Below are 20,125 nucleotides of genomic sequence, written 5' to 3'. Positions count from 1 at the left end.
CGTCCCTCGCCGCTGATCAAAGCGTCCCTCACGTCTGAGCGCAGCGCCTCTCCCGCTCGGCGCTCACCCCGCTGTCGGGTCAGTGGCCCGACCCGGTCAGTGGCCCAGCGGATCCGGTCGGCGCGAACCGCTGCCGGGCGAGGAGTGCCGTACCCCGGCCCCGCACTCCTCGCCGTCGCGGCGAAGGAGCGGGAGGGGCAGGGGGACGGCGCGGGCAACGGACGCGGGAGGACAGCCCTATTCGTGCGGGGCCCAGAACTCCGTCAGATGGGCGCCGCCGGACTCCACGGACTTCCAGGAGCCCGTGTGCCGCAGCACTGCGACGGCCGCCGTCGGGAAGCCGCGGGAGAGCCGCTCGCGCGCCTCGTCCTCGGCGGTGCCGGTGAGGAGTTCGGCCACGGACTGTATGCCGGGGTTGTGGCCGATGACCAGCAAGTCCGTTACCTCGTCCGAGGTTTCGTTGATCACTTCGATGATCTGGCCGGGAGGCGCGTCGTAGAGCCTGTCCTCGTAGACCGTCTTGGGACGGTGCGGGAGCTGATGGACGGCGAGCTTCCACGTCTCACGGGTGCGGGTCGCCGTGGAGCAGAGGGTGAGTTGCGGGTTGAAGCCGTGCCCGGCGAGCCACTCGCCGGCCGCGGGGGCGTCCTGGCGGCCTCTCTCCGCGAGGGGGCGTTCGTGGTCCGCCACCTGTGGCCAGTCGGCCTTGGCGTGCCGGAGAAGGACGATATTGCGGGGCACATCGACGCTCATGTTTCCCAGCTTCGCACGAAACGCGCTGACGGTCGCGGGGTGTTGGGACAGCTTCCGGCGCGGGTGACGGACGGTGACCCGGCGGGCACTCAGACCGGAGAGGCCGGTGCCATGGGCTCTCAGCCCAGCAATATGTCCCGCAGCTGGGCCAAGAAGGCCAGGACCGGGCTCTGACCGCGGCGGGTGGCCGCCCCGGCTTCGCCTCCGCCGACGAGCAGGACCATCAGCAGGGCGAAACCCAGGGCCGGGAGCAGCAGGCCCCACCAGGGCAGCCGGGTCTGCACCCCGTCGGCCGGGGCGCGCTGCCCGCTGCGGTCGCTCGTGAGGTGCGCGGGGGCCGTCATGAGGCTCGCCTCCGGATTCCGTGGTCTTCGCTCGTGCTCTTCGAAGGTACGGAGCGGCGAGGCGCGGGACCATCAGGTGAGCCCCCCAGTCGCCCCTGAGCCAGCACCCCTAGGGGAGGTAGGGCTAGCCCACCTCGGGGGCGGCGGTGCTTCATCCCAGCGTGGCCGGATGCCTCGTCCAGGGATGGCCGGGTGCTACGGCCGAGGCGTGGCGGCGCTTCGTCCCAGCGCCACGGGGCCGGGCCTCCCCCGGGGTCAGGGCGCCGCGATGCTGGCGATCACGCCGATGACGACCGTGACGGCGATCATCACGCCGAAGATCATGAGCAGTTTCTTCTGCGGATTCGGCGGATGGGGTTCGAGAACTGGCATGTCAGTCAGTGTCGCACTCAGCGTCCGTCCTCGATGACCCGGTCCCGGCCCGCGAGCAGCCCCGTCGCCATCTGGGCCAGCATCAGTGCCGCCATCAGCAGCAGCGGAACGCCCCAGCCGCCGCTGAAGTCGTGCAGGGCACCGACGAGAAGCGGGCCGGGGATGGAGATGAGGTATCCGGTGCTCTGTGCGAAGGCCGACAGCTTGACGACGCCGCTGTGCGAACGGGAGCGCATGCCGATCATGGTGAGGGCAAGTGGAAAGGCGCAGTTGGAGATCCCGAGCACCAGCGCCCACACCCAGGCACCCGACGCCGGGGCCAGCCACAGCCCCGCGTATCCGGCCAGGCCGCAGGCGCCGAGCAGGAGCACCAGGGGGCCCTGGTGCCGCATCCGGGTCGCGATCTTGGGCAGCACGAAGGAGAGCGGGACACCCATGCCCATGGTGACGGCGAGCATCAGTCCGGCGGCCGAGGCGGAGACGCCCGCGTCGCGGAAGATCTGCGGGAGCCACCCCATGGTGATGTAGGCGGCGGACGCCTGGAGCCCGAAGAAGACGCCGAGGGCCCATGCGGTGGGCGACTTGGCGATGCGGAGCGCGGGCTCCGCCGCCGGGTGGGAGGCGGCGCGGCTCTCGGTGCGTGCCTCGCCCTCCTCCGTCTCCTCGGGGACGGCCTCCTCCACGGCCTGGGGCTCGGGGGTGCGGGCCGTACGGGGGCGGCACACCACGGCCCAGACGATGACGGCGAGGGCACCGAGGACGGCCCAGGCACCGAGGCCCAGACGCCAACTGCCGCCCAGCGCGTCGGTCATGGGCACGGTCACGGCCGCAGCGCCCGCGGTACCGAGGGCCAGCGCCATGGAGTAGAGCCCCGTCATGGAGCCGACGCGGTCGGGGAACCAGTGCTTGACGATCACGGGCATCAGCACGTTGCTCACGGCGATGCCCATCAGCGCCAGCGCGGTGGCGGCCAGGAAGGTGACGGTGCCCCCGGCGAAGGGCCGCAGCACGAGCCCGATGGTGATCGCCACCATGCCTGCCAGCACCACGGCGGCCGGGCCGCCGCGCCGCGCGAGCCGGGGGGCGAGGCCGCCGAAGACGGCGAAGCAGAGCGGGGGCACGGAGGTGAGGAGCCCGGTGACGGTGCCGCTCATGCCGAGGCCGTCGCGGACCTCCTCCAGCAGCGGGCCGAGCCCGGATATGGCGGGCCGCAGGTTGAGCGCGGCGATCACGAGGCTGACGACGAGGAGGCGGGACATCCAGGGCGAGAGCGCCGGGCCCGCGCCCGCCCCCGCCGAGCGCGCCGGCGGGGGCGCGGGGGCGTGGGCGGCGCCGGGGGTCCGGGGGGCGGGTTCGGGGGCGGTGCGGGTTCTGAGATCCGTGGATTCTGCGCTGTCGTCTGCCAAGGCCATGCGCACCATCATAGAATCATGGGATGAATCGCGGCCAATCCGTTTCGCCTCCCACGCCCTCAGCCCCCGTGCCCTCAGCCCCTCCCGTGCTCTCGGCCCCGCAGCGCGCTCCGCTGGCCGATCAAGTGATCGCGACGCTGCGTCAGCAGATCACCTCGGGCCAGTGGCCCGTCGGCTCGCGTATCCCCACCGAACCGGAGCTGGTCGAGCAGCTCGGCGTGGCCCGCAACACGGTGCGGGAGGCCGTACGGGCCCTGGCGCACAACGGGCTGCTGGACATCCGCCAGGGCTCCGGCACCTATGTGGTGGCGACCAGTGAGCTGGCGGGCGTGATGCACCGCAGGTTCCAGGGCGCGGACCTGCACCATGTGGCGGAGCTGCGCTCCGCGCTGGAGACAGCGGGCGCGCGGCTGGCGGCGCGGCGGCGTACGGAGGCGGACCTGCGGCAGCTCGACGGGCTGCTGGAGCGGCGTGAGGCCGCGTGGGAGTCGGGCGATGTGGACCGCTTCATCGACGCGGACGGCAGCCTGCACATGGGGGTGGTCTCCGCCTCGCACAACGAGGTGCTGACGGCTGTCTACGCGGACCTGGGCGAGGTACTGCGCGCGTTCTTGCGCAAGGACGTGGGCGACGAACTGCGCCCCGAGGGCTACATGGACCACGCCCGTCTCCTGACGGCGGTCCGCGAGGGCGACCCCGAGGCGGCCTCCCGCGAGGCCGCCTCGCACACGGTGGAGTGGGGGCACGGGCTGGAACCGGCCGGGAACTGAGAAACCCGGGCCGCCACACAGGCGACCCGGGTTCCGGGCTGTCGAGCTGTACGGCGGGGCCGTTACGCGCCCATCATGTGCACGCCGCCGTCGACGTGCACGATCTCCCCGGTCGTGCGGGGGAAGAAGTCCGACAGCAGGGCGACGACACCGCGGCCCGCCGGGTCGGGGTCGGACAGCTCCCAGCCGATGGGGGCCCGGTGGTTCCACACGTCGGCCAGCTCCTCGAAGCCCGGGATGGACTTGGCGGCCATGGACTTGATCGGCCCGGCCGAGATGAGGTTGCAGCGGATGCCCTTCGGGCCCAGGTCCCGCGCGAGGTAGCGGTTGGTGGACTCCAGGGCCGCCTTGGCCACGCCCATCCAGTCGTACTTCGGCCAGGCGATCTGCGCGTCGAAGGTCATGCCGACGACCGAGCCGCCCTCGCTCATCAGCGGCAGGCAGGCCATCGTGAGCGACTTGAGCGAGTACGCCGAGATGTGCACGGCGGTGCCGACGTCATCCCAGGTCCCGCCGAGGAAGTCGAAGGCGCCCTGCGGGCCGAAGGCGATCGAGTGCACGATGCCGTCCACCCGCGCGTCGGCGCCCCAGTGTTCGCGGATCTTGTCGGCGAGCCCGTCCAGGTGCTCCTGGTTGCTGACGTCCAGCTCGATGACGGGCACGGCCTCGGGCAGCCGCTTGGCGATGCGCTCGACCAGGGAGAGCCGGCCGAAGCCGGTGAGGAGGACCTCGGCACCCTGCTCCTGGGCGATCTTCGCGGCGTGGAAGGCGATCGAGCCGTCGGTGATGACGCCGGTGACAAGGATCCGCTTGCCGGCGAGGATTCCGCTCATGTTCAGTGACCCATGCCCAATCCGCCGTCCACGGGAATGACGGCTCCGGTGATGTACGCGGCCTCGTCGGACGCCAGGAAGCGCACCGAGGAGGCGATCTCGTCGGGCTCGGCGTAGCGGCCCAGCGGCACCTGCTTGACGATGTCGGCGCGCTGCTCGTCGCTCAGTGCCCGGGTCATGTCGGTGTCGACGAAGCCGGGGGCCACGACGTTGCAGGTGATGTTGCGCGAGCCCAGCTCCCGCGAGAGCGAGCGGGCGAAGCCGACGAGGCCGGCCTTGGAGGCGGCGTAGTTGGCCTGCCCGGCCTGGCCCATCAGCCCGACGACGGAGGAGATCAGCACGATGCGGCCCTTGCGGGCGCGCAGCATGGCGCGGGAGGCGCGCTTGACGACCCGGTAGGTGCCGGTGAGGTTGGTGTCGATGACGGAGGTGAAGTCCTCCTCGGACATCCGCAGCAGCAGCTGGTCGCGGGTGACCCCGGCATTGGCGACGAGTACCTCGACAGCGCCCTGCTTCTCCTCGATCTCCTTGTAGGCCCGCTCCACCTGCTCCGGGTCGGTGATGTCGCACTTGACGCCGAGGAAGCCCTCGGGCGGCTCACCGGAGCGGTAGGTGACGGCGACTTTGTCGCCCGCCTCGGCGAAGGCCCGCGCGATGGCGAGGCCGATCCCGCGGTTTCCCCCGGTCACGAGCACTGAGCGGCTCAAGGTGTGACCACCCTTTCTGCTTCTGCTTTCGTCTGTCGCAAGGGAGAACCTATCCGGCGCCAGTGACCGCCGGGCACTCGGGCATGGACAGGGGCCCGCGCGGGGTCCTGTCGGGTCTCTACAGAACGCGCGGCGTCCGGGCGGAGACGCGCGGCGCATAGACTTCCCAGGACCCATCGGATCCACCACCCCAGGACAGTGACGTGACACGCCTCGGCGACTCCGTACAGCGCGCCAGCGAGCTGCTGGCACAGGACCTCTCCACCGACGAAACCGTCGAGCGCCTGCTCGCGGAGACCGGGGCGCGGCGCTATCTGGACCTGAGCGACCTGCCCGCCAAGGAGCAGGCGGCGCTGATCGGGGCCCGCACGGTGGAGCTTCTGCCGTCGGTGGAGAAGCTGGCCGAGCGCATCGAGGAGCGCGCCGCCGAGGGCCGGGGCCTGCACATCAAGCTGGGCATCGACCCGACGGGGGCCGATGTGCACCTGGGCCACGCGGTGCCGGTCATCGTGCTGAGCCGCTTCCAGCGCATGGGCCACGACGTCACGCTGCTCATCGGGGACTTCACCGCGAAGATCGGCGACCCCTCGGGCCGTACGGCCGAGCGTCCGCCGCTGACCGATGACGACATCGCCCGCAATCTGTCCGGCTACCAGGAACAGGTGCGCCCCTTCTTCGACTTCGAGAAGGTGCGCTTCGTCAACAACAGCGCGTGGCTGGGCTCCTTCACCCTGCCGCAGCTGCTGAGCCTGCTCTCGCAGGTACCGGTCTCCTCGCTGCTCCAGCGCGAGGACTTCCGCAACCGCCTCTCGGAGGGCTCGGGACTGATGATGTCCGAGCTGCTCTACCCGATTGCCCAGGCGCTGGACTCGGCGGAGCTGCGCTGCGATGTGGAGCTGGGCGGCGTCGATCAGCTGCTCAACCTCCAGATGGGCCGCAGGGTGATGGAGGCGTACGGCCAGCAGCCGCAGCTGGTGGTCACGATGCCGCTGGTCGAGGGCACGGACGGCTCGGGCGCCAAGATGTCCAAGTCCAAGGGCAATTACGTCGGTCTCAGCAGCGCGCCGGGCGAGGTCTTCGGCAAGATCATGTCGATCCCGGACCGGCTGATGGTGCCCTACCTGCGCGCCTGGACGGAGTGGACCGACGCGGAGATCGAGCGGGCGACAGGCCGTATCGAGGCGGGCTCGCTGCATCCGATGGACCTGAAGAAGATCCTGGCGGGCGAGGTCGTCGCGGCCCTGCACGGGGTGCCGGCGGCGATGCAGGCCCGTGCCGGCTTCGTCGCGCAGTTCTCCAGGAAGTCCTTCACCGATGTCGGCTCGCTGCCGGTGGTGGAGGTGGCCGAGCACGGCGAGGAGGGCATCGCGGCGGTGCTGACGCGCGTGCTGGAGTTCACGCCCAGCGCCTCGGCCGCGCGCAGGATCGCCAAGCAGAACGGGCTGCGCCTCATCATCGAGACGGAAGGGGCCGGGCAGACGGCGGTCGTGCTGCCGGAGGCCGACGCGCTGCGCCCGCTCGCCGAGGTGGTCCGCGAAAAGGTCACCGGTTCAGCCGGTGACGCTCCGGACGCGGTGTACCTGAAGGCGGGGCGCAAGGTCGCGGAGATCCGGGGGCTGTGACCGTTCACCGGCGGGAGTCTCCCCCGGACGGGGCACGACTGCGGCCGGGCTACGCACGCTGAAGGACCCTCGTACGGGACGCGGTACGCAGGTCAGGCGGTCCTCCCCGGCCGCCGCCCCGGTCTCGAAGGCGACGCAGCCGGGGCGTACCGTGGAAGGGTCCGGATCCCCGTGTACGGCTCATGGGGAACGGCGTGGCGAGCAGGTGGTGAAGCGCGATGCGGAAGCAGCGTCAGGCGGAGGTATTCCGGATCACCGGCGCGCGTCAGGGACTCCAGGCGGACGTCCGTGGCAGACAGCGCCGCTACGTGATCTCGATGCTGATCCGCACCGCCGCCGTCCTGCTGACCGTGGTGCTGTGGAACGTGGAGCGTCCGCTGGCCATTGTGACGCTGGTCTTCGGCGCGCTGCTCCCGTACGTCTCGGTGGTGATCGCCAACGCGGGCCGGGAGAACGTGCCTTCGCTGCCCTCCACGGTCCTCGCCCACCCGCCGCGACCCGTGCTGGACGTGGCGGAAACCGCCCCGGAAGCGGCCCCCCGAGCCTCGAACGGGCCGTCGGACGACCGCAGTTGATCTGGGTCTTCGCACAAAGCTCAAGAAAACCTCAGATCAATCATGCGGTTCCGGTGCACTCGGCCCGGTCACACATGCCATACTTCAGTTGCGCTCCGCATCCCCCGTCGGAGCGATGGACCGACGCCGGGCGGCTCCCCCCGTGGCTGCCCGGCGTCGTTTAATGTCCGGGCACTGGTGGATGATGGAGGGGTGATCCCCTCCGCTTCGCCCACCGACCAGGGCCCCGAGACTCCCACCTGCTCCGCCAAAGGGTGCCGCGAGCCCGCCGAGTGGGTGCTCGCCTGGAACAACCCGAAGCTTCACACTCCCGAGCGCCGCAAGACGTGGCTGGCGTGCGAGGCACACCGCGAGCACCTCTCGAAGTTCCTCGGCGCACGCGGCTTCCTGAAGGACACCGTGCCGCTGGCGGAGTGGGAGTCAGCCTCCGATGGCTGACATGGGGCGCTGCGGCTGAACGAACGACGGGTCGTCGATCCCGGCGCCCGCCTTCTTCCCCCACATGGCCTTGCGCCACAGCTCGGCGACCTCGGCGTCGGTCCCCCCGGCCCGCAAAGCGCCGCGCAGGTCGGACTCCTCCTCCGCGAACAGGCAGGTGCGCACCTGCCCGTCGGCCGTCAGCCGGGTGCGGTTACAGGTGCGGCAGAAGGGGCGGGTGACCGAGGCGATGACGCCGACCCGCTGCGGGCCGCCGTCCACCAGCCAGCGCTCCGCCGGAGCCGAGCCGCGCTTGTCCTCACCCTCCGGGGTGAGCCGGAAGCGGGCGCGGAGGGAGGCCAGGATGTCGCCCGCGGTGATCATGCCGTCGCGCTGCCAGCCGTGCTGCGGATCCAGCGGCATCTGCTCGATGAAGCGCAGCTCATAGCCCTCATCGAGCGCCCAGGCCAGCAGGTCGGGGGCCTCCTGGTCGTTCAGCCCCGGCATCAGGACGGCGTTGACCTTCACCGGGGTGAGGCCGGCCGCGCGGGCCGCGGCCAGGCCGCGCAGCACGTCGGCGTGGCGCTTGCGGCGGGTCATGCGCTGGAAGGTCTCGGCACTGAGGGTGTCCAGCGAGACGTTGACCCGGTCCAGGCCCGCGGCGCGCAGCGCGGCGGCGGTGCGCTCCAGGCCGATGCCGTTGGTGGTCAGGGACATCCGGGGGCGCGGGGTGAGCGCGGCGCAGCGCTCGACGATGCCCGTCAGGCCCGGGCGCAGCAGGGGCTCACCGCCGGTGAAGCGCACCTCGGTGACGCCCAGCTCGGTGACGGCGATGCCGACCAGCCGGACGATTTCGTCATCGGTGAGCAGCTCGGGCTTGGCCAGCCACTGCAGGCCCTCCTCGGGCATGCAGTAGGTGCAGCGCAGGTTGCAGCGATCCGTCAGCGAGACGCGCAGGTCCGTGGCGACCCTGCCGTAGGTGTCGAGCAGCATGCTGACATCCCTCCCGAGGTGCTTGATTCGCTTTCGCAGCGTAAGCCACGCCTGTGACAACGGACAGCCGCGCCGAATCCGGCCTCGCAGGTGCGAGGCTCCGTCCCGGGAACAGGTCGCAGAAGCGTGCCGGCGGCACCGGTCTCGGGTGGGACGGGGTCGGGACGCCCCATCCCGCCCCCGTCCCACCCGTCGGCGAAAGCTAATGCGCGCCGGTGCCTGTCATGGAGCGGACCTCCAACTCGGCGTACTTCCTACCGCCCGCCGCCTCGTCCTTCGACAGCAGCGATCCGGCCCAGCCCAGCAGGAAGCCCAGCGGAATGGAGATCAGGCCCGGATTCTCCAGGGGGAACCACGCGAAGTCGACGTCGGGGAACATCGAGGTCTCCTTGCCGGTGACCACCGGCGAGAAGAACACCAGCAGCACCGAGGAGATCAGCCCGCCGTAGATGGACCAGAGCGCGCCGGTGGTGGTGAAGCGCTTCCAGAAGAGGCTGTAGAGCAGCGTGGGCAAGTTCGCCGAGGCGGCCACCGCGAAGGCCAGCGCGACCAGGCCGGCGACGTTCAGCTTGCCCGCGAAGATACCCAGCGCGACGGCGACGCCGCCGATGATGACGGCCGAGACGCGGGCCGCGCGCACCTCTTCCTTCTCGGTCGCCTGCCCCTTGCGGATCACGTTGGCGTACAGGTCGTGCGCGAAGGACGAGGAGGAGGCGAGAGTGAGTCCGGCGACGACGGCGAGGATGGTGGCGAAGGCGACCGCGGAGATCATCGCCAGCAGGATGGCCCCGCCGGTCGAGTCGGCGCCGCCGCCGATCTCCTGGGCGAGCAGCGGGGCCGCCGTGTTGCCCGCGGCGTTGGAGTCGGTGATCGTCTTCGGGCTGAGCAGCGCCGCGGCGCCGAAGCCGAGCGCGATGGTCATCAGGTAGAAGACGCCGATGATGCCGATCGCCCAGTTCACCGACTTCCGCGCGGCCTTGGCGGTGGGCACGGTGTAGAAGCGGATGAGGATGTGCGGCAGGCCGGCGGTGCCCAGGACCAGGGCGATGCCCAGCGAGATGAAGTCGATCTTCGAGGTCGCGGTCGCGCCGTACTTCAGTCCCGGCTCCAGGAACGCGCTGCCCTTGCCGCTGTTCTCGGCCGCCGCGCCCAGGAGCGTGGAGAGGTTGTAGTTGAACTTGTGGAAGACCATGAACGTGATGATCAAAGTGCCGCCGATCAGCAGGCACGCCTTGATCATCTGGACCCAGGTGGTCCCCTTCATCCCGCCGATGGTCACGTAGAGGATCATGACGATGCCGACGAAGACGACGATCAGGTTCTTGCCCGTCTCACCGGTGATCCCGAGCAGCAGCGCGACCAGCGCTCCGGCGCCGACCATCTGGGCGAGCAGGTAGAAGATCGAGACGATGATCGTGGAGACGCCGGCCGCCGTGCGTACCGGGCGCTGGCGCATCCGGTAGGCCAGCACATCGCCCATGGTGTAGCGGCCGGAGTTGCGCAGCGGCTCGGCGACCAGCAGGAGAGCGACGAGCCAGGCGACCAGGAAGCCGATGGAGTAGAGGAATCCGTCGTACCCGGCCAGCGCGATGGCGCCCGCGATGCCCAGGAAGGACGCGGCCGACATGTAGTCGCCGGAGATGGCCAGACCGTTCTGGAAGCCGGTGAAGGAGCGTCCGCCGGCGTAGAAGTCGGTGGCGTCCTTGGTCTTGCGGCCCGCCCAGACGGTGACGGCCAAGGTGGCGACGACGAAGACGGAGAAGAGGCTGATGATCAGCGGGCGGTGTTCGCTGGCCCCCTCGGCCGCGAGGTGGGCGGTGGGCACCGCGAGCTGGTGGGTCAGGCTCATGCGTCGCCCTCCTTGCCGGGGGTGTCCTGCTGCCGGGTCTCCCGCTGCGGGCCTTCCTGCCGCTGGGCGTTCTCGCTCTCCAGCCGGGTCTTGAGCGCCTCGGCCTTCGGGTCGAGCTTCACGGCGGCGAACCGCGAGTACCACCAGGCGATGAGAAAGGTCGTCAGGAACTGGGCGAGGCCGAAGACGAACGCGATGTTGATATGGCCGACGACCTTGGTGCCCATGAACCCGCCCGCGTAGTTCGAGAGCAGGACGTAGAGCAGATACCAGACGATGAACGCGACGGTGAGCGGGAAGACGAAGGAGCGGTAGCGGTTGCGGAGTTCGCCGAACTCGGCGCTCTGCTGCACGTCCGTGTAATCCCGGCTGCCCGGCGGGCCGGAACTCGCGTGTTCTGGGGCGGTGTCCACAGTGACTCCAGACAAGAAGCGTGGGTGGGAGCGGGAATGTGACGGAAGTCTCTCCGGCCGTACGGTGCGCGCATCGTAGATCTTCCCCAGGCACCGCAACAGGGGGGCGGTAGCGGAAACGCATAGGAGCGGTCCCGGGAGTGCACGCGCTGCGGACTTTCTCCATCAATCCATTGCAGTTGTATGCCTCTCAGGGATAACTTCCGTCGTCTGTGAACAACTTCAGACGACATGGAGACCCCATGGATTCGAGACCTTCCAGACGCCGGCGCCTCCTCGCCCTGCCGCTGGGACTGGTGCTGACCGCGTCACTGGGCCTTGCGGGGGCCGCTGCGGCGAACGCGCAGAACGCCACCCAGGACGACGCCGGGCCCAAGGCGAAGGCCGGTGAGAAGCTCAGCTACGTCGTCAACACCGAAACCGATCCGGGTACCGTCGAACGGGTCAAGAAGGAAATACGCAAGGCTGACGGCAAAGTCGTCACGGCGTACAAGAAAATCGGCGTGATCGTCGCCCACTCCACGAACCCGGACTTCGGCCAGACCCTCCGTGCGGTCGAGGGAGTCGATTCGGCCGGTGCCACACGCACCGCCCCCCTCAAGGCCGCGGCCACCACCGAGGTGGGCAAGCCCGTCTTCGTGAAGGCACCCAAGGCGGCGGTTCTCGCCCAGGCGAAGGCCCAGGGGCAGGAGCCCCTGGAGTCCCTCCAGTGGGACAAGCGGGCCATCAAGGCCGACAAGGCGGCCAAGATCGACGAGGGCAGCAAGAAGGTCACGGTCGGGGTCATCGACACCGGCGTGGACGACACGCACCCGGACCTGAAGGCCAACTTCTCCGCCAAGCAGTCCGCGAACTGCGTCGGCGGCAAGCCGGACACCTCGCCGGGGGCCTGGCGCCCCTACGACCCGGCCAACGACTACCACGGCACGCATGTCGCCGGCATCATCGCGGCGCCCCGCAACGGCGTCGGCGTCGCCGGTGCGGCCCCCGGTGTGAAGGTCGCGGCCCTCAAGGTGAGCGAGCCCGACACCTCGATGTTCTACAGCGAGGCCGTCGTCTGCGCGATGGTCTACGCGGCCGACCACGGCGTCCAGGTCACCAACAACAGCTACTACGTGGACCCGTGGCTCTACAACTGCGGCGACCAGCCCGACCAGAAGGCCATCGCCGACTCGGTGGGCCGTGCCGTCAAGTACGCCCAGGGCAAGGGCGTCACCACGGTCAGCTCGGCCGGCAACTCCTCGCACGACCTCGCCTCGACCTCGATCGTCGATGACACCAGCCCCGACGACTCGACACCGGTCCAGCGCACCGTCAACCCGGCGGCCTGCCCGGACGTGCCGACGATGCTCCCCGGCGCGGTCTCCGTCGGCTCCACCGGCCCGGCGAACCTGAAGTCCTACTACTCCAACTACGGCCAAGAACAGATCGACGTCACGGCCCCCGGCGGCGACCGCAGGTACCAGACCCCGGACGAGCCCGCCAAGGACGGTGGCGTCCTGTCCACCATGCCCGGCGGCGACTACGCCTACCTCCAGGGCACCTCGATGGCCGGCCCGCAGGTCGCCGGCGTGGCGGCGCTCATCAAGAGCACCCACCCCAAGGCCACACCGCAGGAGGTCGCCTGGCGTCTGAAGGCACAGGCCCAGACCCTGCCGTGCCCGGCGGGCTACGACCCCGACGGCAAGGGCACCTACGCCGCCAAGTGCACGGGGCTGAAGGGCAACAACAGCTTCAACGGACACGGCCTCGTGGACGCGCTGGCCGCCGTCACCGAGTGACGGGCGCGCACCTCACGGAGTCGGGCTGAGGGAGGGGCCGGACCGTTTCGACGGCCCGGCCCCTTCGGCATGCGGGGTGGCGACTCGGCTCGCGGGCGGGACAGTCCGGCTCATGGGCGCGGCGATTCGGCTCGTAGGCGCGGCGATTCGGCTCGGCCATGCGTGGATTCGACGCGGCTGCGCGGCGATTCGGCTCGCTGGTGGGGCAGTTCGGCATGCGCCGTCGCCTCCGCCCGCGCTGGTTGCCCGTACGTGCGCCGGGGGCTCCAGCCCGGCCCCCGGAAGACGCGCCCCGCGCGCTCGCGCCAGTCCTGGGCCGCGCGGAGGTCCCGCGCGATGGCCGCGTACTCGTGGGTGGCGACGCGCAGCGGGTTGAACGTCCCGATGTTCTTGGTCAGTCCGAACACACACCTGTCGGTCTCCGGCACGAAAGAGCCGAAGATCCGGTCCCAGACGATCAGGATCCCGCCGAAGTTGCGGTCGAGATATCCGCCCTGTGAAGCGTGGTGGACCCGGTGGTGCGAGGGCGTGTTGAGGACGAACTCGATGGGACGGGGCAGCTTCCCGATCCGTTCGGTGTGCACCCAGAATTGGTACACGAGGTTGGCCGAGGAGCAGAAGGCGAGCGCCGCCGGATGGACGCCCAGCGCGATCAACGGCACGTAGAACGGCCACACCGTCCAGGTCGTCCACGGCTGGCGCAGCGCGGTGGTCAGGTTGAAGTTCCGGCTGGAGTGGTGCACCACATGGCAGGCCCACAGGATGCGGATCACATGGTGGCCCCGGTGGGACCAGTAGTAGAAGAAGTCCTGCGCGAGCAGCATCAGCGGCAGCGTCCACCACAGGACGGGCACGCGCAGCGGCGTCAGTTCGTAGACCGCCGCGTACACCGCGACGATCGGCACCTTCCACAGCGCGTCGAACACGAGGCTGCCCAGCCCCATGGCGATGCTGGTGGCGGCGTCCTTGGTCTCGTATCCGGCCGCGTTCTCGTCCGGGTGCAGGCGGTAGCTCACCATTTCGAGGACGGTGAGCAGCACGAAGGCGGGGATCGACCAGAGCACGACATCGGGAAGGCTGGACGGCATGTCAGCAAGGTATGCCGCCCTCCCGGGCCGCCGCCAGGGTCTGTTACCGATGAGTATGCGGTGTGCTCGCGCGGTACGAGCCAGGGTCTCCGGCGAAGGCGCCCATGACGGGGGAGGGCGGTCAGCCGGAAGCCGCGCCGGTCTGCCCGCTGTCGCTGTCGATCCGTACGCGGTCGCTCCCGCCGTCCGAGAGGAACGCCGCCAGCGCGTGCCCCTCTTCGGCGACGGCGGTGCGGTCGGCCCGGGTGAAGCGGACCAGCGGGGTCACCCGTACGGTGCCCGCCTCGACTCTCCAGGTCGCCGCGACCCGGCCATCGACCAGCACGACGCGCGCTCCGGCGACGGAGAGGCCGCGATGGGCGTCATCGACGATCCGGCGGCGGTCGTGGTAGCCGAGCAGGGCGTTGTCGAACGCCGGCAGGAACCGCACCGGCGCCGGGCCAGCGGGATCGGGGCGCGGGGCGTCCGGCAGGTCGAGCAGTTCCCGGCCCCGCTCGTCGCGGAAGGTGACCAGTTCCCCGCGCAGCGCGGCGACCGCCGCCGGGAGCCCGGCCAGTCCTGACCAGGCGCGCAGGTCGGCCGAAGCGGCGGGGCCGAACGCGGCCAGATAGCGCCGTACCAGGGCCTGCCCCACCGGATCGGAGCCGTCCGGATCCGGCTCCGGAGGATCCGTCTCGCGCCCCAGCCAGATGGCCGGCGGAAGGTTGCGCGCCCCTGCCTTCGTGCGCCAGAGACCGCGCGGGGGCAGCTGTGCCATGGGGATGAGCGCGGCCACCAGCATCTCGCCCAGCGCTCTGGCGCCCGGCTCCGGCCAGCGGTCGGCGACCGCCCGCGCCAGCTCGGACATCGAGCGGGGCACGCCGTCGGCCAGCACCTCCCGGCCGGCCGCCGCGAGTTCGTCGAGGTCCACCCCGTCGAGTTCGCGGCGGTAGACCCCGAGCACCCGCTGCCGCAGCATGGCGCCGTGCCGGGCCCGCCAGGCCAGTGCGTCCTCGGCGGTGACGAGGTGGACGGTGCGGCGCATGAGGTGAGTCCGCACCACGCGCCGCCCGGTCAGCAGATCCGAGAGGCCCGCGGGGCCGAACGCGCGAAGCCGCGACCAGAGCCCGGCGAACGGCTCCTGCGGTTCCTGCGCCTGGAGGCCGCCGAGGTGCGCGACGGCATCGAGGACAGGAAGGTCGGCGCGGTCGAGCAGCAGCTGCCGGGCGAGCGTCGCGCGGTTGAGGGCGCGGTCGTCGAGGACGGTCACCGGGTCACCGCCGCGCGGGGCCGCGGGAGGAGACGCCGCGAGGCGGTGGGGCGCAGGGTCTGCCGTGCGGGTCCTGGGTGTTGAGGTGGGTCACGGCCTCGACGGGCATGGCTGGCTCCTGGCCTCTCGCGTCATCTGGTCCGGCGGTTCAGCGGGCCGGCGCTGGTCCGGCGGTTCAGCGGACCGGCGGTTCAGCGGGCCGGCGGCGTCCGCCCGGCACCGCTCGGTGATCCACGGTCGCACGGGAAGCGGACAGAATCTGGCCGCTTCTTCGGGCAGGATTGCCGCATGCAGAAGACCTCGGCGCGACTGCTCTCGCTACTCTCCCTGCTCCAGACCCGCCGGGACTGGCCGGGCGCGCTGCTGGCCGAGCGGCTCGATATCAGCCGCCGCACCGTGCGCCGCGACATCGACCGCCTGCGCGAACTCGGCTATCCGATCGTGGCGGCCAAAGGGCCGGAGGGCGGATACCGGCTCGGCGCCGGCACGGAGCTGCCCCCGCTGCTGTTCGACGACGAGCAGGCCGTCGCCCTCGCCCTCGCACTGCAGAGTGGCGCCGCCACCGGCGCGGGTATCGAGGAGGCCGCGGCACGCGCGCTGACCACCGTCCGGCAGGTCATGCCCGCCCGGCTGCGCCACCGGATCGACACCTTCCAGGTCACCGCCGTCGAGCGGCCCGCGGTCCGGCCGAAGCCCCGGGCCGACAGCGGCGTGCTCATGGCGCTCAGTGCCGCCGTCCACGCCCGCGAGGTGCTGCGCTTCGACTACGCCCGCGCGTACCCGCCAGCAGCCGACGCGGATGACCGCGTTCCGGTTCCGCCGCGCCGGGTGCAGCCGCACCACCTCGTCACCTGGGGCGGACGCTGGTATCTGGTCGCCTGGGACCTCGACCGCGACGACTGGCGCACCTTCCGCGCCGACCGGATCACCCCGCGCACCCCCACCGGCCCCCGCTTCGCCCCGCGCGAAGTGCCGGGAGGCGACGTGGCCGCCTTCGTCGCCGACAGGTTCCAGGGCTCGTTCGATCCAAACGGCCCGAACCGGCCGAAGGGTCCGGACGGTTCGGGCGGCCCGGATGGTCCGAGTGACGGCGCGGGCGGCCGGCTCTGCCGGGGCGAGGTGATCCTCGACCTGCCGGCCGCCTTCGTATCCCGCTTCGCCCCGGACGGGGTCGTCGAGGAACTCGGCCCGGACCGCTGCCGACTCGTCCTGGGCTCGTGGTCCTGGACCGGTCTGGCCGCCGAGATCGGCAGATTCGACGCCGCCATCGAGGTCGTCGGCCCGCCCGAACTCAAGGCCGCCTGCGCCCGCCTGGCCCGCCGTTACGCCGACGCGGCGGCAGGCGGCCCCGCCGGGTCCGCACCGCCGTCCCCGGGCCACTGAGAGCGGCGACCCGGGCCCCGCCCCGCCCACCGGACGCGGACGCGGCCACCGGATGCCAGGGCGGGGCTCGTCGCCCGCGCCCCGCACCGAAGGTTGCGTGCCCGCCCGCGTCTGACCGCGATGGTGCTCGAACGGGGCCTGACGGGGCGGGTGTTCCTCTCGGCGCGGCCGGCGCCCGCACGGGAGGTGCACGCCGCTGGTCCGCGCGAGCGCGGGCCGCTGAGCCCGTGCGCCCCGTCCAGTACCCCGTCATCGGTCACGTCCTGGTGGAGCGCGACGGCGAACGCGCGCCCGCCCGGCGCGCCGGTGAACCCGAACCGCGGAGCCGTCGGGAACAAGCGGCGACGGAACGGCGGAGGCGCCGAGAAGCCTGTGGATGTCGGGGAGTTGGGGCCTGTTCGGGCCGTCGGCAACAGCCGAAGCGCCCCGTACCGCACAGCTCCTGACGCTTTCCACGAGCCTTCTCCCCCGCCTGGACCCGCATGCCGGCGGGGCGTGCGGGGCATGCGCACGGCCCGCGGACGTGCCCTTCGGACACACTCCTCGGCACGTTCACGGACGCGCTCCCCGGGGCCCGGGAAGCGGGCGCCCCTCCGGCACTGTCAGTACCGACCCGTATTCTCTGTGACCATGCTCGAAGACCAGACGGCACACCCCCACGGGATGTCGGAGCGCATCCCCGCTCAGCCCGCCGCCGACGCCCACCCGCCCCTGACATGGCCGGCGGGCTATCCGGACGGTTACGCGGTGGTGGACGTCGAGACGACGGGGCTCGCGCGCGACGACCGCATAGTGTCCGCCGCCGTCTTCCGGCTGGATGCCAGAGGCGAGGTCGAGGACCACTGGTACACGCCGGTCAACCCCCAGCGTGACCCCGGCCCCACCTGGATCCACGGGCTGACGGCCGAAGCCCTCGCCGACGCGCCGCTCTTCGGGGAGATCGCCGAGGAGTTCGCGGCCCGGCTGGCGGGCCGCGTCCTGGTCGCGCACAACGCCCTGTTCGACTGGTCGATGATCGCCAGAGAGTACGCCAGGAGCAGCCGGGAGGCGCCGGTCCGCCAGCGTCTGTGCACCATCGCGCTGTCCAAAGAGCTGGCCCTCCCCCTGCCCAACTACAAGCTGGAGTCCCTCGCGGCGCACTACGGCGTCACCCAGCAGCAGGCCCACCACGCGCTGGACGACGCCCGGGTGCTGGCCGAGGCGTTCCGCCCCAGCCTCCAATTGGCGGCGCGGAAGGAGGTGCGGCTGCCGCTGCTGGCCTGCCAGCCGCTCAGCGAGTGGTCGGACGCCGTGGTGCCGCGCAGCCCGGGCGGCGGGGCCGGCGCCGGATACCGGTCCGCAGGCAGTGGCTACGCCCCCACCTGGCGCCCTTCCCGCAAACGCCCGGCCTGCCCCTACCCCAACCCGGGGCGGTACGAGCCGGAGGGGCGGCTGGTGCAGGGGATGCGCGTGGCGATCTCGGGAGACACCTCCGTGGACCGCGAGCTGCTGGAGGACCGGGCGATCGCGGCGGGGCTGCACATCGCCTCCAGCGTCTCCCGCCTCACCAGCGTCCTGGTCACCAACCAGCCGGACTCTCCCACGTCCAAGGTCGCCAAGGCCCGCTCCTTCGGCACCCCGGTCATCGACGAGGCCGCCTTCAGCCAGCTCCTCCAGGACGTGGCCCCCGCGCCGGGCCGCTGAGGGCCTGCGAGTACCGTCAGTAGACGTGTACCGCTTCCTGTTGACCCGGCAGTGGGTGATCCTCACCCTGCTCGGCCTCGTGCTCATCCCCACGATGATCAAGCTGGGCTTCTGGCAGCTCCACCGCCACGAGAGCCGGGTCGCGCGCAACGAGGAGGTGGCCGCGAGCCTGTCGGCACCCACCGTGCCGGTCGGCAAGCTCACGAGCACCCGGCAGGGGCCGGCCGACGACGACAAGTTCCGTACGGTCACCGCGCGGGGGACCTACGACGAGAAGCACGAGGTCGTCGTCCGGCACCGCACGGGCTCCGACGGCGACACCATCGGCTATTTCGTCGTCACCCCCCTCATCCGCAAGGACGGTCCGCCGCTCCTCGTCAACCGGGGCTGGATCAAGGCCGACCGCGATCTGACCGCCTTCCCCAGCGTCCCCGCGGCGCCCAAAGGCGAGGTCACCGTCAAGGGCAGGCTCATGCCGGACGAGACGACCGCGGCCAGCGGCATCAAGGACACCAAGGGCCTGCCCGACCGCCAGGTGATGCTGATCAACAGCAAGCAGCAGGCCAAGGCGCTCGGCCGCCCCCTGCTCGGCGGTTTCATCCAGCTCACGGCCACCGTCCCCAAGCCGCAGGGCAACCAGCCCGAACTGCTCCCCGAGCCCGACCACAGCGGCATCGGCCCGCACATGGCCTACGCGGTGCAGTGGTGGCTGTTCACCGGCGCCGTCCCGGTGGGCTGGATCATCCTGGTACGCCGCGAGGCGCAGGAGCGCCGGAGGGCGGCGACAACACCCCCATCGAGAGAGCCTGGCGAGCCCACCGAGCCCACCGAATCCGGCGAGCACAACGACACCGGGCACGCCGCCGATGGCGCGGGCGCCGGACGAGAAGGCGCCGGACAAGAGGGCGCCGCGAAGGCGTCCGGGGAGAGCCCGGCGCACGCTGCCGAAGGGCGCGCCGCGAAGGAGCCGGAGCCGGTCAGCGAGTAGGCCGGTACCGGTGCGTGCGCGCGCGCCCGCTGCCGTTCCCGGCCGGTACCGGGTCTGCACCCGCGCGCCGCACTGCGGCAGACTGCACCCATGGATCTTGGACTGACAGACCGCGCCTACGTCATCACCGGCGCCACCCGTGGCCTCGGTTTCGCCACCGCCTCCCAACTGCTGGCCGAGGGTGCGAAGGTGGTCATTTCGGGCCGTACCGAGAAGTCCGCCGAGGAGGCCGCCGCCCAGCTCGGCGTCGAGGCGTCGGGCGGCGAGGGCCGCGCGGTCGGCGTCGCCGCCGACAACGCCGATCCGCAGACCCCGGCCCGGCTCATCGAGGCGTCCCGCGAGCGGTTCGGCCGCTTCGACGGCCTCCTGATCAGCGTCGGCGGGCCGGCCGCGGGCGTCCCCGCCGACCAGCTGACGGACGAGCAGTGGCAGTCGGCCTTCGACAGTGTCTTCCTCGGCGCCGTACGGCTGGCACGCGCGGCGGCGGCCGAGTTGGAGGACGGCGGCGTGATCGGCTTCGTGCTCTCCGGCTCCGTACACGAGCCGATCCCCGGGCTGACCCTCTCCAACGGGCTGCGACCGGGCCTGGCCGGCTTCGCCAAGACGCTGGCGAACGAGCTGGGCCCGCGCGGCATCCGGGTGCTGGGCCTGATGCCCGGCCGGATCGGTACGGAACGGATGCAGTACCTCGACTCGCTCTCGGGCGACGGCGAGGCCGCACGCGAGCGCAACTCGCACAGCATCCCGCTGCGCCGCTACGGCACGCCCGAGGAGTTCGGCCGCACGGCGGCCTTCGTACTCTCGCCCGCCGCCTCGTACCTCACCGGCGTGATGCTCCCGGTGGACGGCGGCGCCCTGCACGGCTTCTGAGCGCCCGGCGGAAAGAGGTCCGC

Annotated in this window: 19 protein-coding genes and 1 pseudogene; 9 read left to right on the top strand and 11 right to left on the bottom strand. The window is 71.4% G+C overall.

Annotation, left to right across the window (positions count from 1 at the left end):
* Window positions 1-237: 237 nt before the first annotated feature.
* The 4 genes from ABD339_RS26265 to ABD339_RS26250 form a co-directional block, all read right to left on the bottom strand.
* Window positions 238-753 carry a SixA phosphatase family protein gene (locus ABD339_RS26265; protein WP_344569236.1) on the bottom strand — a complete coding sequence of 172 codons (516 nt, stop codon included), beginning with the start codon at window positions 751-753 and terminating at the stop codon, window positions 238-240.
* Between the two features lie 119 nt (window positions 754-872).
* Window positions 873-1,097 carry a hypothetical protein gene (locus ABD339_RS26260; RefSeq protein ID WP_344569234.1) on the bottom strand — a complete coding sequence of 75 codons (225 nt, stop codon included), beginning with the start codon at window positions 1,095-1,097 and terminating at the stop codon, window positions 873-875.
* Between the two features lie 255 nt (window positions 1,098-1,352).
* Complete coding sequence (locus tag ABD339_RS26255; RefSeq protein ID WP_344569232.1) at window positions 1,353-1,469, bottom strand: SGM_5486 family transporter-associated protein; 117 nt, start codon at window positions 1,467-1,469, stop codon at window positions 1,353-1,355.
* 17 nt (window positions 1,470-1,486) lie between these two features.
* Window positions 1,487-2,881 carry a CynX/NimT family MFS transporter gene (locus ABD339_RS26250; RefSeq protein ID WP_344569230.1) on the bottom strand — a complete coding sequence of 465 codons (1,395 nt, stop codon included), beginning with the start codon at window positions 2,879-2,881 and terminating at the stop codon, window positions 1,487-1,489.
* A gap of 125 nt (window positions 2,882-3,006) precedes the next feature.
* On the opposite strand from ABD339_RS26250, the gene ABD339_RS26245 reads away from it, so the two are divergent.
* Complete coding sequence (locus ABD339_RS26245; protein ID WP_344569303.1) at window positions 3,007-3,651, top strand: FadR/GntR family transcriptional regulator; 645 nt, start codon at window positions 3,007-3,009, stop codon at window positions 3,649-3,651.
* 62 nt (window positions 3,652-3,713) lie between these two features.
* On the opposite strand, the gene fabI is transcribed toward ABD339_RS26245, so the two are convergent.
* Both fabI and fabG read right to left on the bottom strand, forming a co-directional pair.
* A complete protein-coding gene (gene fabI, locus ABD339_RS26240) occupies window positions 3,714-4,484 on the bottom strand; it encodes an enoyl-ACP reductase FabI (RefSeq protein ID WP_344569228.1) in 771 nt (256 codons plus the stop codon).
* A gap of 2 nt (window positions 4,485-4,486) precedes the next feature.
* Window positions 4,487-5,191, bottom strand: coding sequence for a 3-oxoacyl-[acyl-carrier-protein] reductase (gene fabG / locus ABD339_RS26235; protein ID WP_344569225.1), 705 nt, complete (start codon window positions 5,189-5,191; stop codon window positions 4,487-4,489).
* A 203-nt stretch (window positions 5,192-5,394) separates the two neighbouring features.
* On the opposite strand from fabG, the gene tyrS reads away from it, so the two are divergent.
* The 3 genes from tyrS to ABD339_RS26220 all read left to right on the top strand — a co-directional run bounded on the left by tyrS (window position 5,395) and on the right by ABD339_RS26220 (window position 7,826).
* Window positions 5,395-6,813 carry a tyrosine--tRNA ligase gene (tyrS, locus tag ABD339_RS26230; protein ID WP_344569224.1) on the top strand — a complete coding sequence of 473 codons (1,419 nt, stop codon included), beginning with the start codon at window positions 5,395-5,397 and terminating at the stop codon, window positions 6,811-6,813.
* A gap of 218 nt (window positions 6,814-7,031) precedes the next feature.
* On the top strand, window positions 7,032-7,388 hold the full coding sequence (locus tag ABD339_RS26225; protein ID WP_344569222.1) for a DUF3099 domain-containing protein: 357 nt from the start codon (window positions 7,032-7,034) through the stop codon (window positions 7,386-7,388).
* A 192-nt stretch (window positions 7,389-7,580) separates the two neighbouring features.
* The gene (locus ABD339_RS26220; RefSeq protein ID WP_344569220.1) at window positions 7,581-7,826 is read left to right on the top strand and encodes a hypothetical protein; all 246 of its coding nucleotides are present in this window, start codon (window positions 7,581-7,583) and stop codon (window positions 7,824-7,826) included.
* Here the strand turns inward: ABD339_RS26220 and moaA are convergent.
* From moaA to ABD339_RS26205, 3 genes and pseudogenes are all read right to left on the bottom strand, one after another.
* Window positions 7,809-8,798, bottom strand: coding sequence for a GTP 3',8-cyclase MoaA (gene moaA, locus ABD339_RS26215; RefSeq protein WP_344569218.1), 990 nt, complete (start codon window positions 8,796-8,798; stop codon window positions 7,809-7,811). The two genes, ABD339_RS26220 and moaA, sit on opposite strands and share 18 nt — an antisense overlap.
* A gap of 202 nt (window positions 8,799-9,000) precedes the next feature.
* A complete protein-coding gene (locus tag ABD339_RS26210) occupies window positions 9,001-10,647 on the bottom strand; it encodes a solute symporter family protein (RefSeq protein WP_344569216.1) in 1,647 nt (548 codons plus the stop codon).
* A 77-nt stretch (window positions 10,648-10,724) separates the two neighbouring features.
* Window positions 10,725-11,060 (bottom strand): annotated as a pseudogene (locus ABD339_RS26205) (DUF485 domain-containing protein); the annotation flags it as partial.
* A 242-nt stretch (window positions 11,061-11,302) separates the two neighbouring features.
* Here ABD339_RS26205 and ABD339_RS26200 point away from each other — a divergent pair.
* Window positions 11,303-12,841: a S8 family peptidase gene (locus ABD339_RS26200; protein WP_344569214.1), complete on the top strand. Its 1,539-nt coding sequence runs from the start codon at window positions 11,303-11,305 to the stop codon at window positions 12,839-12,841.
* Between the two features lie 110 nt (window positions 12,842-12,951).
* Here ABD339_RS26200 and ABD339_RS26195 read toward each other — a convergent pair whose 3' ends face one another.
* Both ABD339_RS26195 and ABD339_RS26190 read right to left on the bottom strand, forming a co-directional pair.
* Window positions 12,952-13,929 carry a sterol desaturase family protein gene (locus tag ABD339_RS26195; RefSeq protein ID WP_344569213.1) on the bottom strand — a complete coding sequence of 326 codons (978 nt, stop codon included), beginning with the start codon at window positions 13,927-13,929 and terminating at the stop codon, window positions 12,952-12,954.
* A gap of 121 nt (window positions 13,930-14,050) precedes the next feature.
* A complete protein-coding gene (locus ABD339_RS26190) occupies window positions 14,051-15,178 on the bottom strand; it encodes a winged helix DNA-binding domain-containing protein (RefSeq protein ID WP_344569211.1) in 1,128 nt (375 codons plus the stop codon).
* A gap of 288 nt (window positions 15,179-15,466) precedes the next feature.
* Here ABD339_RS26190 and ABD339_RS26185 point away from each other — a divergent pair, with 288 nt between their 5' ends.
* The 4 genes from ABD339_RS26185 to ABD339_RS26170 all read left to right on the top strand — a co-directional run bounded on the left by ABD339_RS26185 (window position 15,467) and on the right by ABD339_RS26170 (window position 20,102).
* Window positions 15,467-16,561, top strand: coding sequence for a helix-turn-helix transcriptional regulator (locus tag ABD339_RS26185; RefSeq protein ID WP_344569209.1), 1,095 nt, complete (start codon window positions 15,467-15,469; stop codon window positions 16,559-16,561).
* Window positions 16,562-17,191: 630 nt separating this feature from the next.
* Window positions 17,192-18,244 carry a DEDDh family exonuclease gene (locus tag ABD339_RS26180; RefSeq protein ID WP_344569207.1) on the top strand — a complete coding sequence of 351 codons (1,053 nt, stop codon included), beginning with the start codon at window positions 17,192-17,194 and terminating at the stop codon, window positions 18,242-18,244.
* Window positions 18,245-18,269: 25 nt separating this feature from the next.
* Window positions 18,270-19,232: an SURF1 family cytochrome oxidase biogenesis protein gene (locus tag ABD339_RS26175; RefSeq protein WP_344569205.1), complete on the top strand. Its 963-nt coding sequence runs from the start codon at window positions 18,270-18,272 to the stop codon at window positions 19,230-19,232.
* A gap of 90 nt (window positions 19,233-19,322) precedes the next feature.
* Window positions 19,323-20,102 carry an SDR family oxidoreductase gene (locus ABD339_RS26170; protein ID WP_344569203.1) on the top strand — a complete coding sequence of 260 codons (780 nt, stop codon included), beginning with the start codon at window positions 19,323-19,325 and terminating at the stop codon, window positions 20,100-20,102.
* Window positions 20,103-20,125 lie beyond the last annotated feature (23 nt).

The sequence above is a fragment of the Streptomyces axinellae genome (genome assembly GCF_039532135.1).
In the GTDB taxonomy this organism is placed as follows: Bacteria; Actinomycetota; Actinomycetes; order Streptomycetales; family Streptomycetaceae; genus Streptomyces; species Streptomyces axinellae.
This window is presented reverse-complemented; position numbering and strand designations above follow the sequence as displayed.

Coding starts and splice junctions, on each gene's coding strand:
- ABD339_RS26265 (WP_344569236.1), bottom strand. CDS start 753: ATGAGCGTCGATGTGCCCCGCAATATCGTCCTTCTCCGGCACGCCAAG.
- ABD339_RS26260 (WP_344569234.1), bottom strand. CDS start 1,097: ATGACGGCCCCCGCGCACCTCACGAGCGACCGCAGCGGGCAGCGCGCC.
- ABD339_RS26255 (WP_344569232.1), bottom strand. CDS start 1,469: ATGCCAGTTCTCGAACCCCATCCGCCGAATCCGCAGAAGAAACTGCTC.
- ABD339_RS26250 (WP_344569230.1), bottom strand. CDS start 2,881: ATGGCCTTGGCAGACGACAGCGCAGAATCCACGGATCTCAGAACCCGC.
- fabI (WP_344569228.1), bottom strand. CDS start 4,484: ATGAGCGGAATCCTCGCCGGCAAGCGGATCCTTGTCACCGGCGTCATC.
- ABD339_RS26225 (WP_344569222.1), top strand. CDS start 7,032: ATGCGGAAGCAGCGTCAGGCGGAGGTATTCCGGATCACCGGCGCGCGT.
- moaA (WP_344569218.1), bottom strand. CDS start 8,798: ATGCTGCTCGACACCTACGGCAGGGTCGCCACGGACCTGCGCGTCTCG.
- ABD339_RS26210 (WP_344569216.1), bottom strand. CDS start 10,647: ATGAGCCTGACCCACCAGCTCGCGGTGCCCACCGCCCACCTCGCGGCC.
- ABD339_RS26200 (WP_344569214.1), top strand. CDS start 11,303: ATGGATTCGAGACCTTCCAGACGCCGGCGCCTCCTCGCCCTGCCGCTG.
- ABD339_RS26195 (WP_344569213.1), bottom strand. CDS start 13,929: ATGCCGTCCAGCCTTCCCGATGTCGTGCTCTGGTCGATCCCCGCCTTC.
- ABD339_RS26185 (WP_344569209.1), top strand. CDS start 15,467: ATGCAGAAGACCTCGGCGCGACTGCTCTCGCTACTCTCCCTGCTCCAG.
- ABD339_RS26180 (WP_344569207.1), top strand. CDS start 17,192: ATGCTCGAAGACCAGACGGCACACCCCCACGGGATGTCGGAGCGCATC.
- ABD339_RS26170 (WP_344569203.1), top strand. CDS start 19,323: ATGGATCTTGGACTGACAGACCGCGCCTACGTCATCACCGGCGCCACC.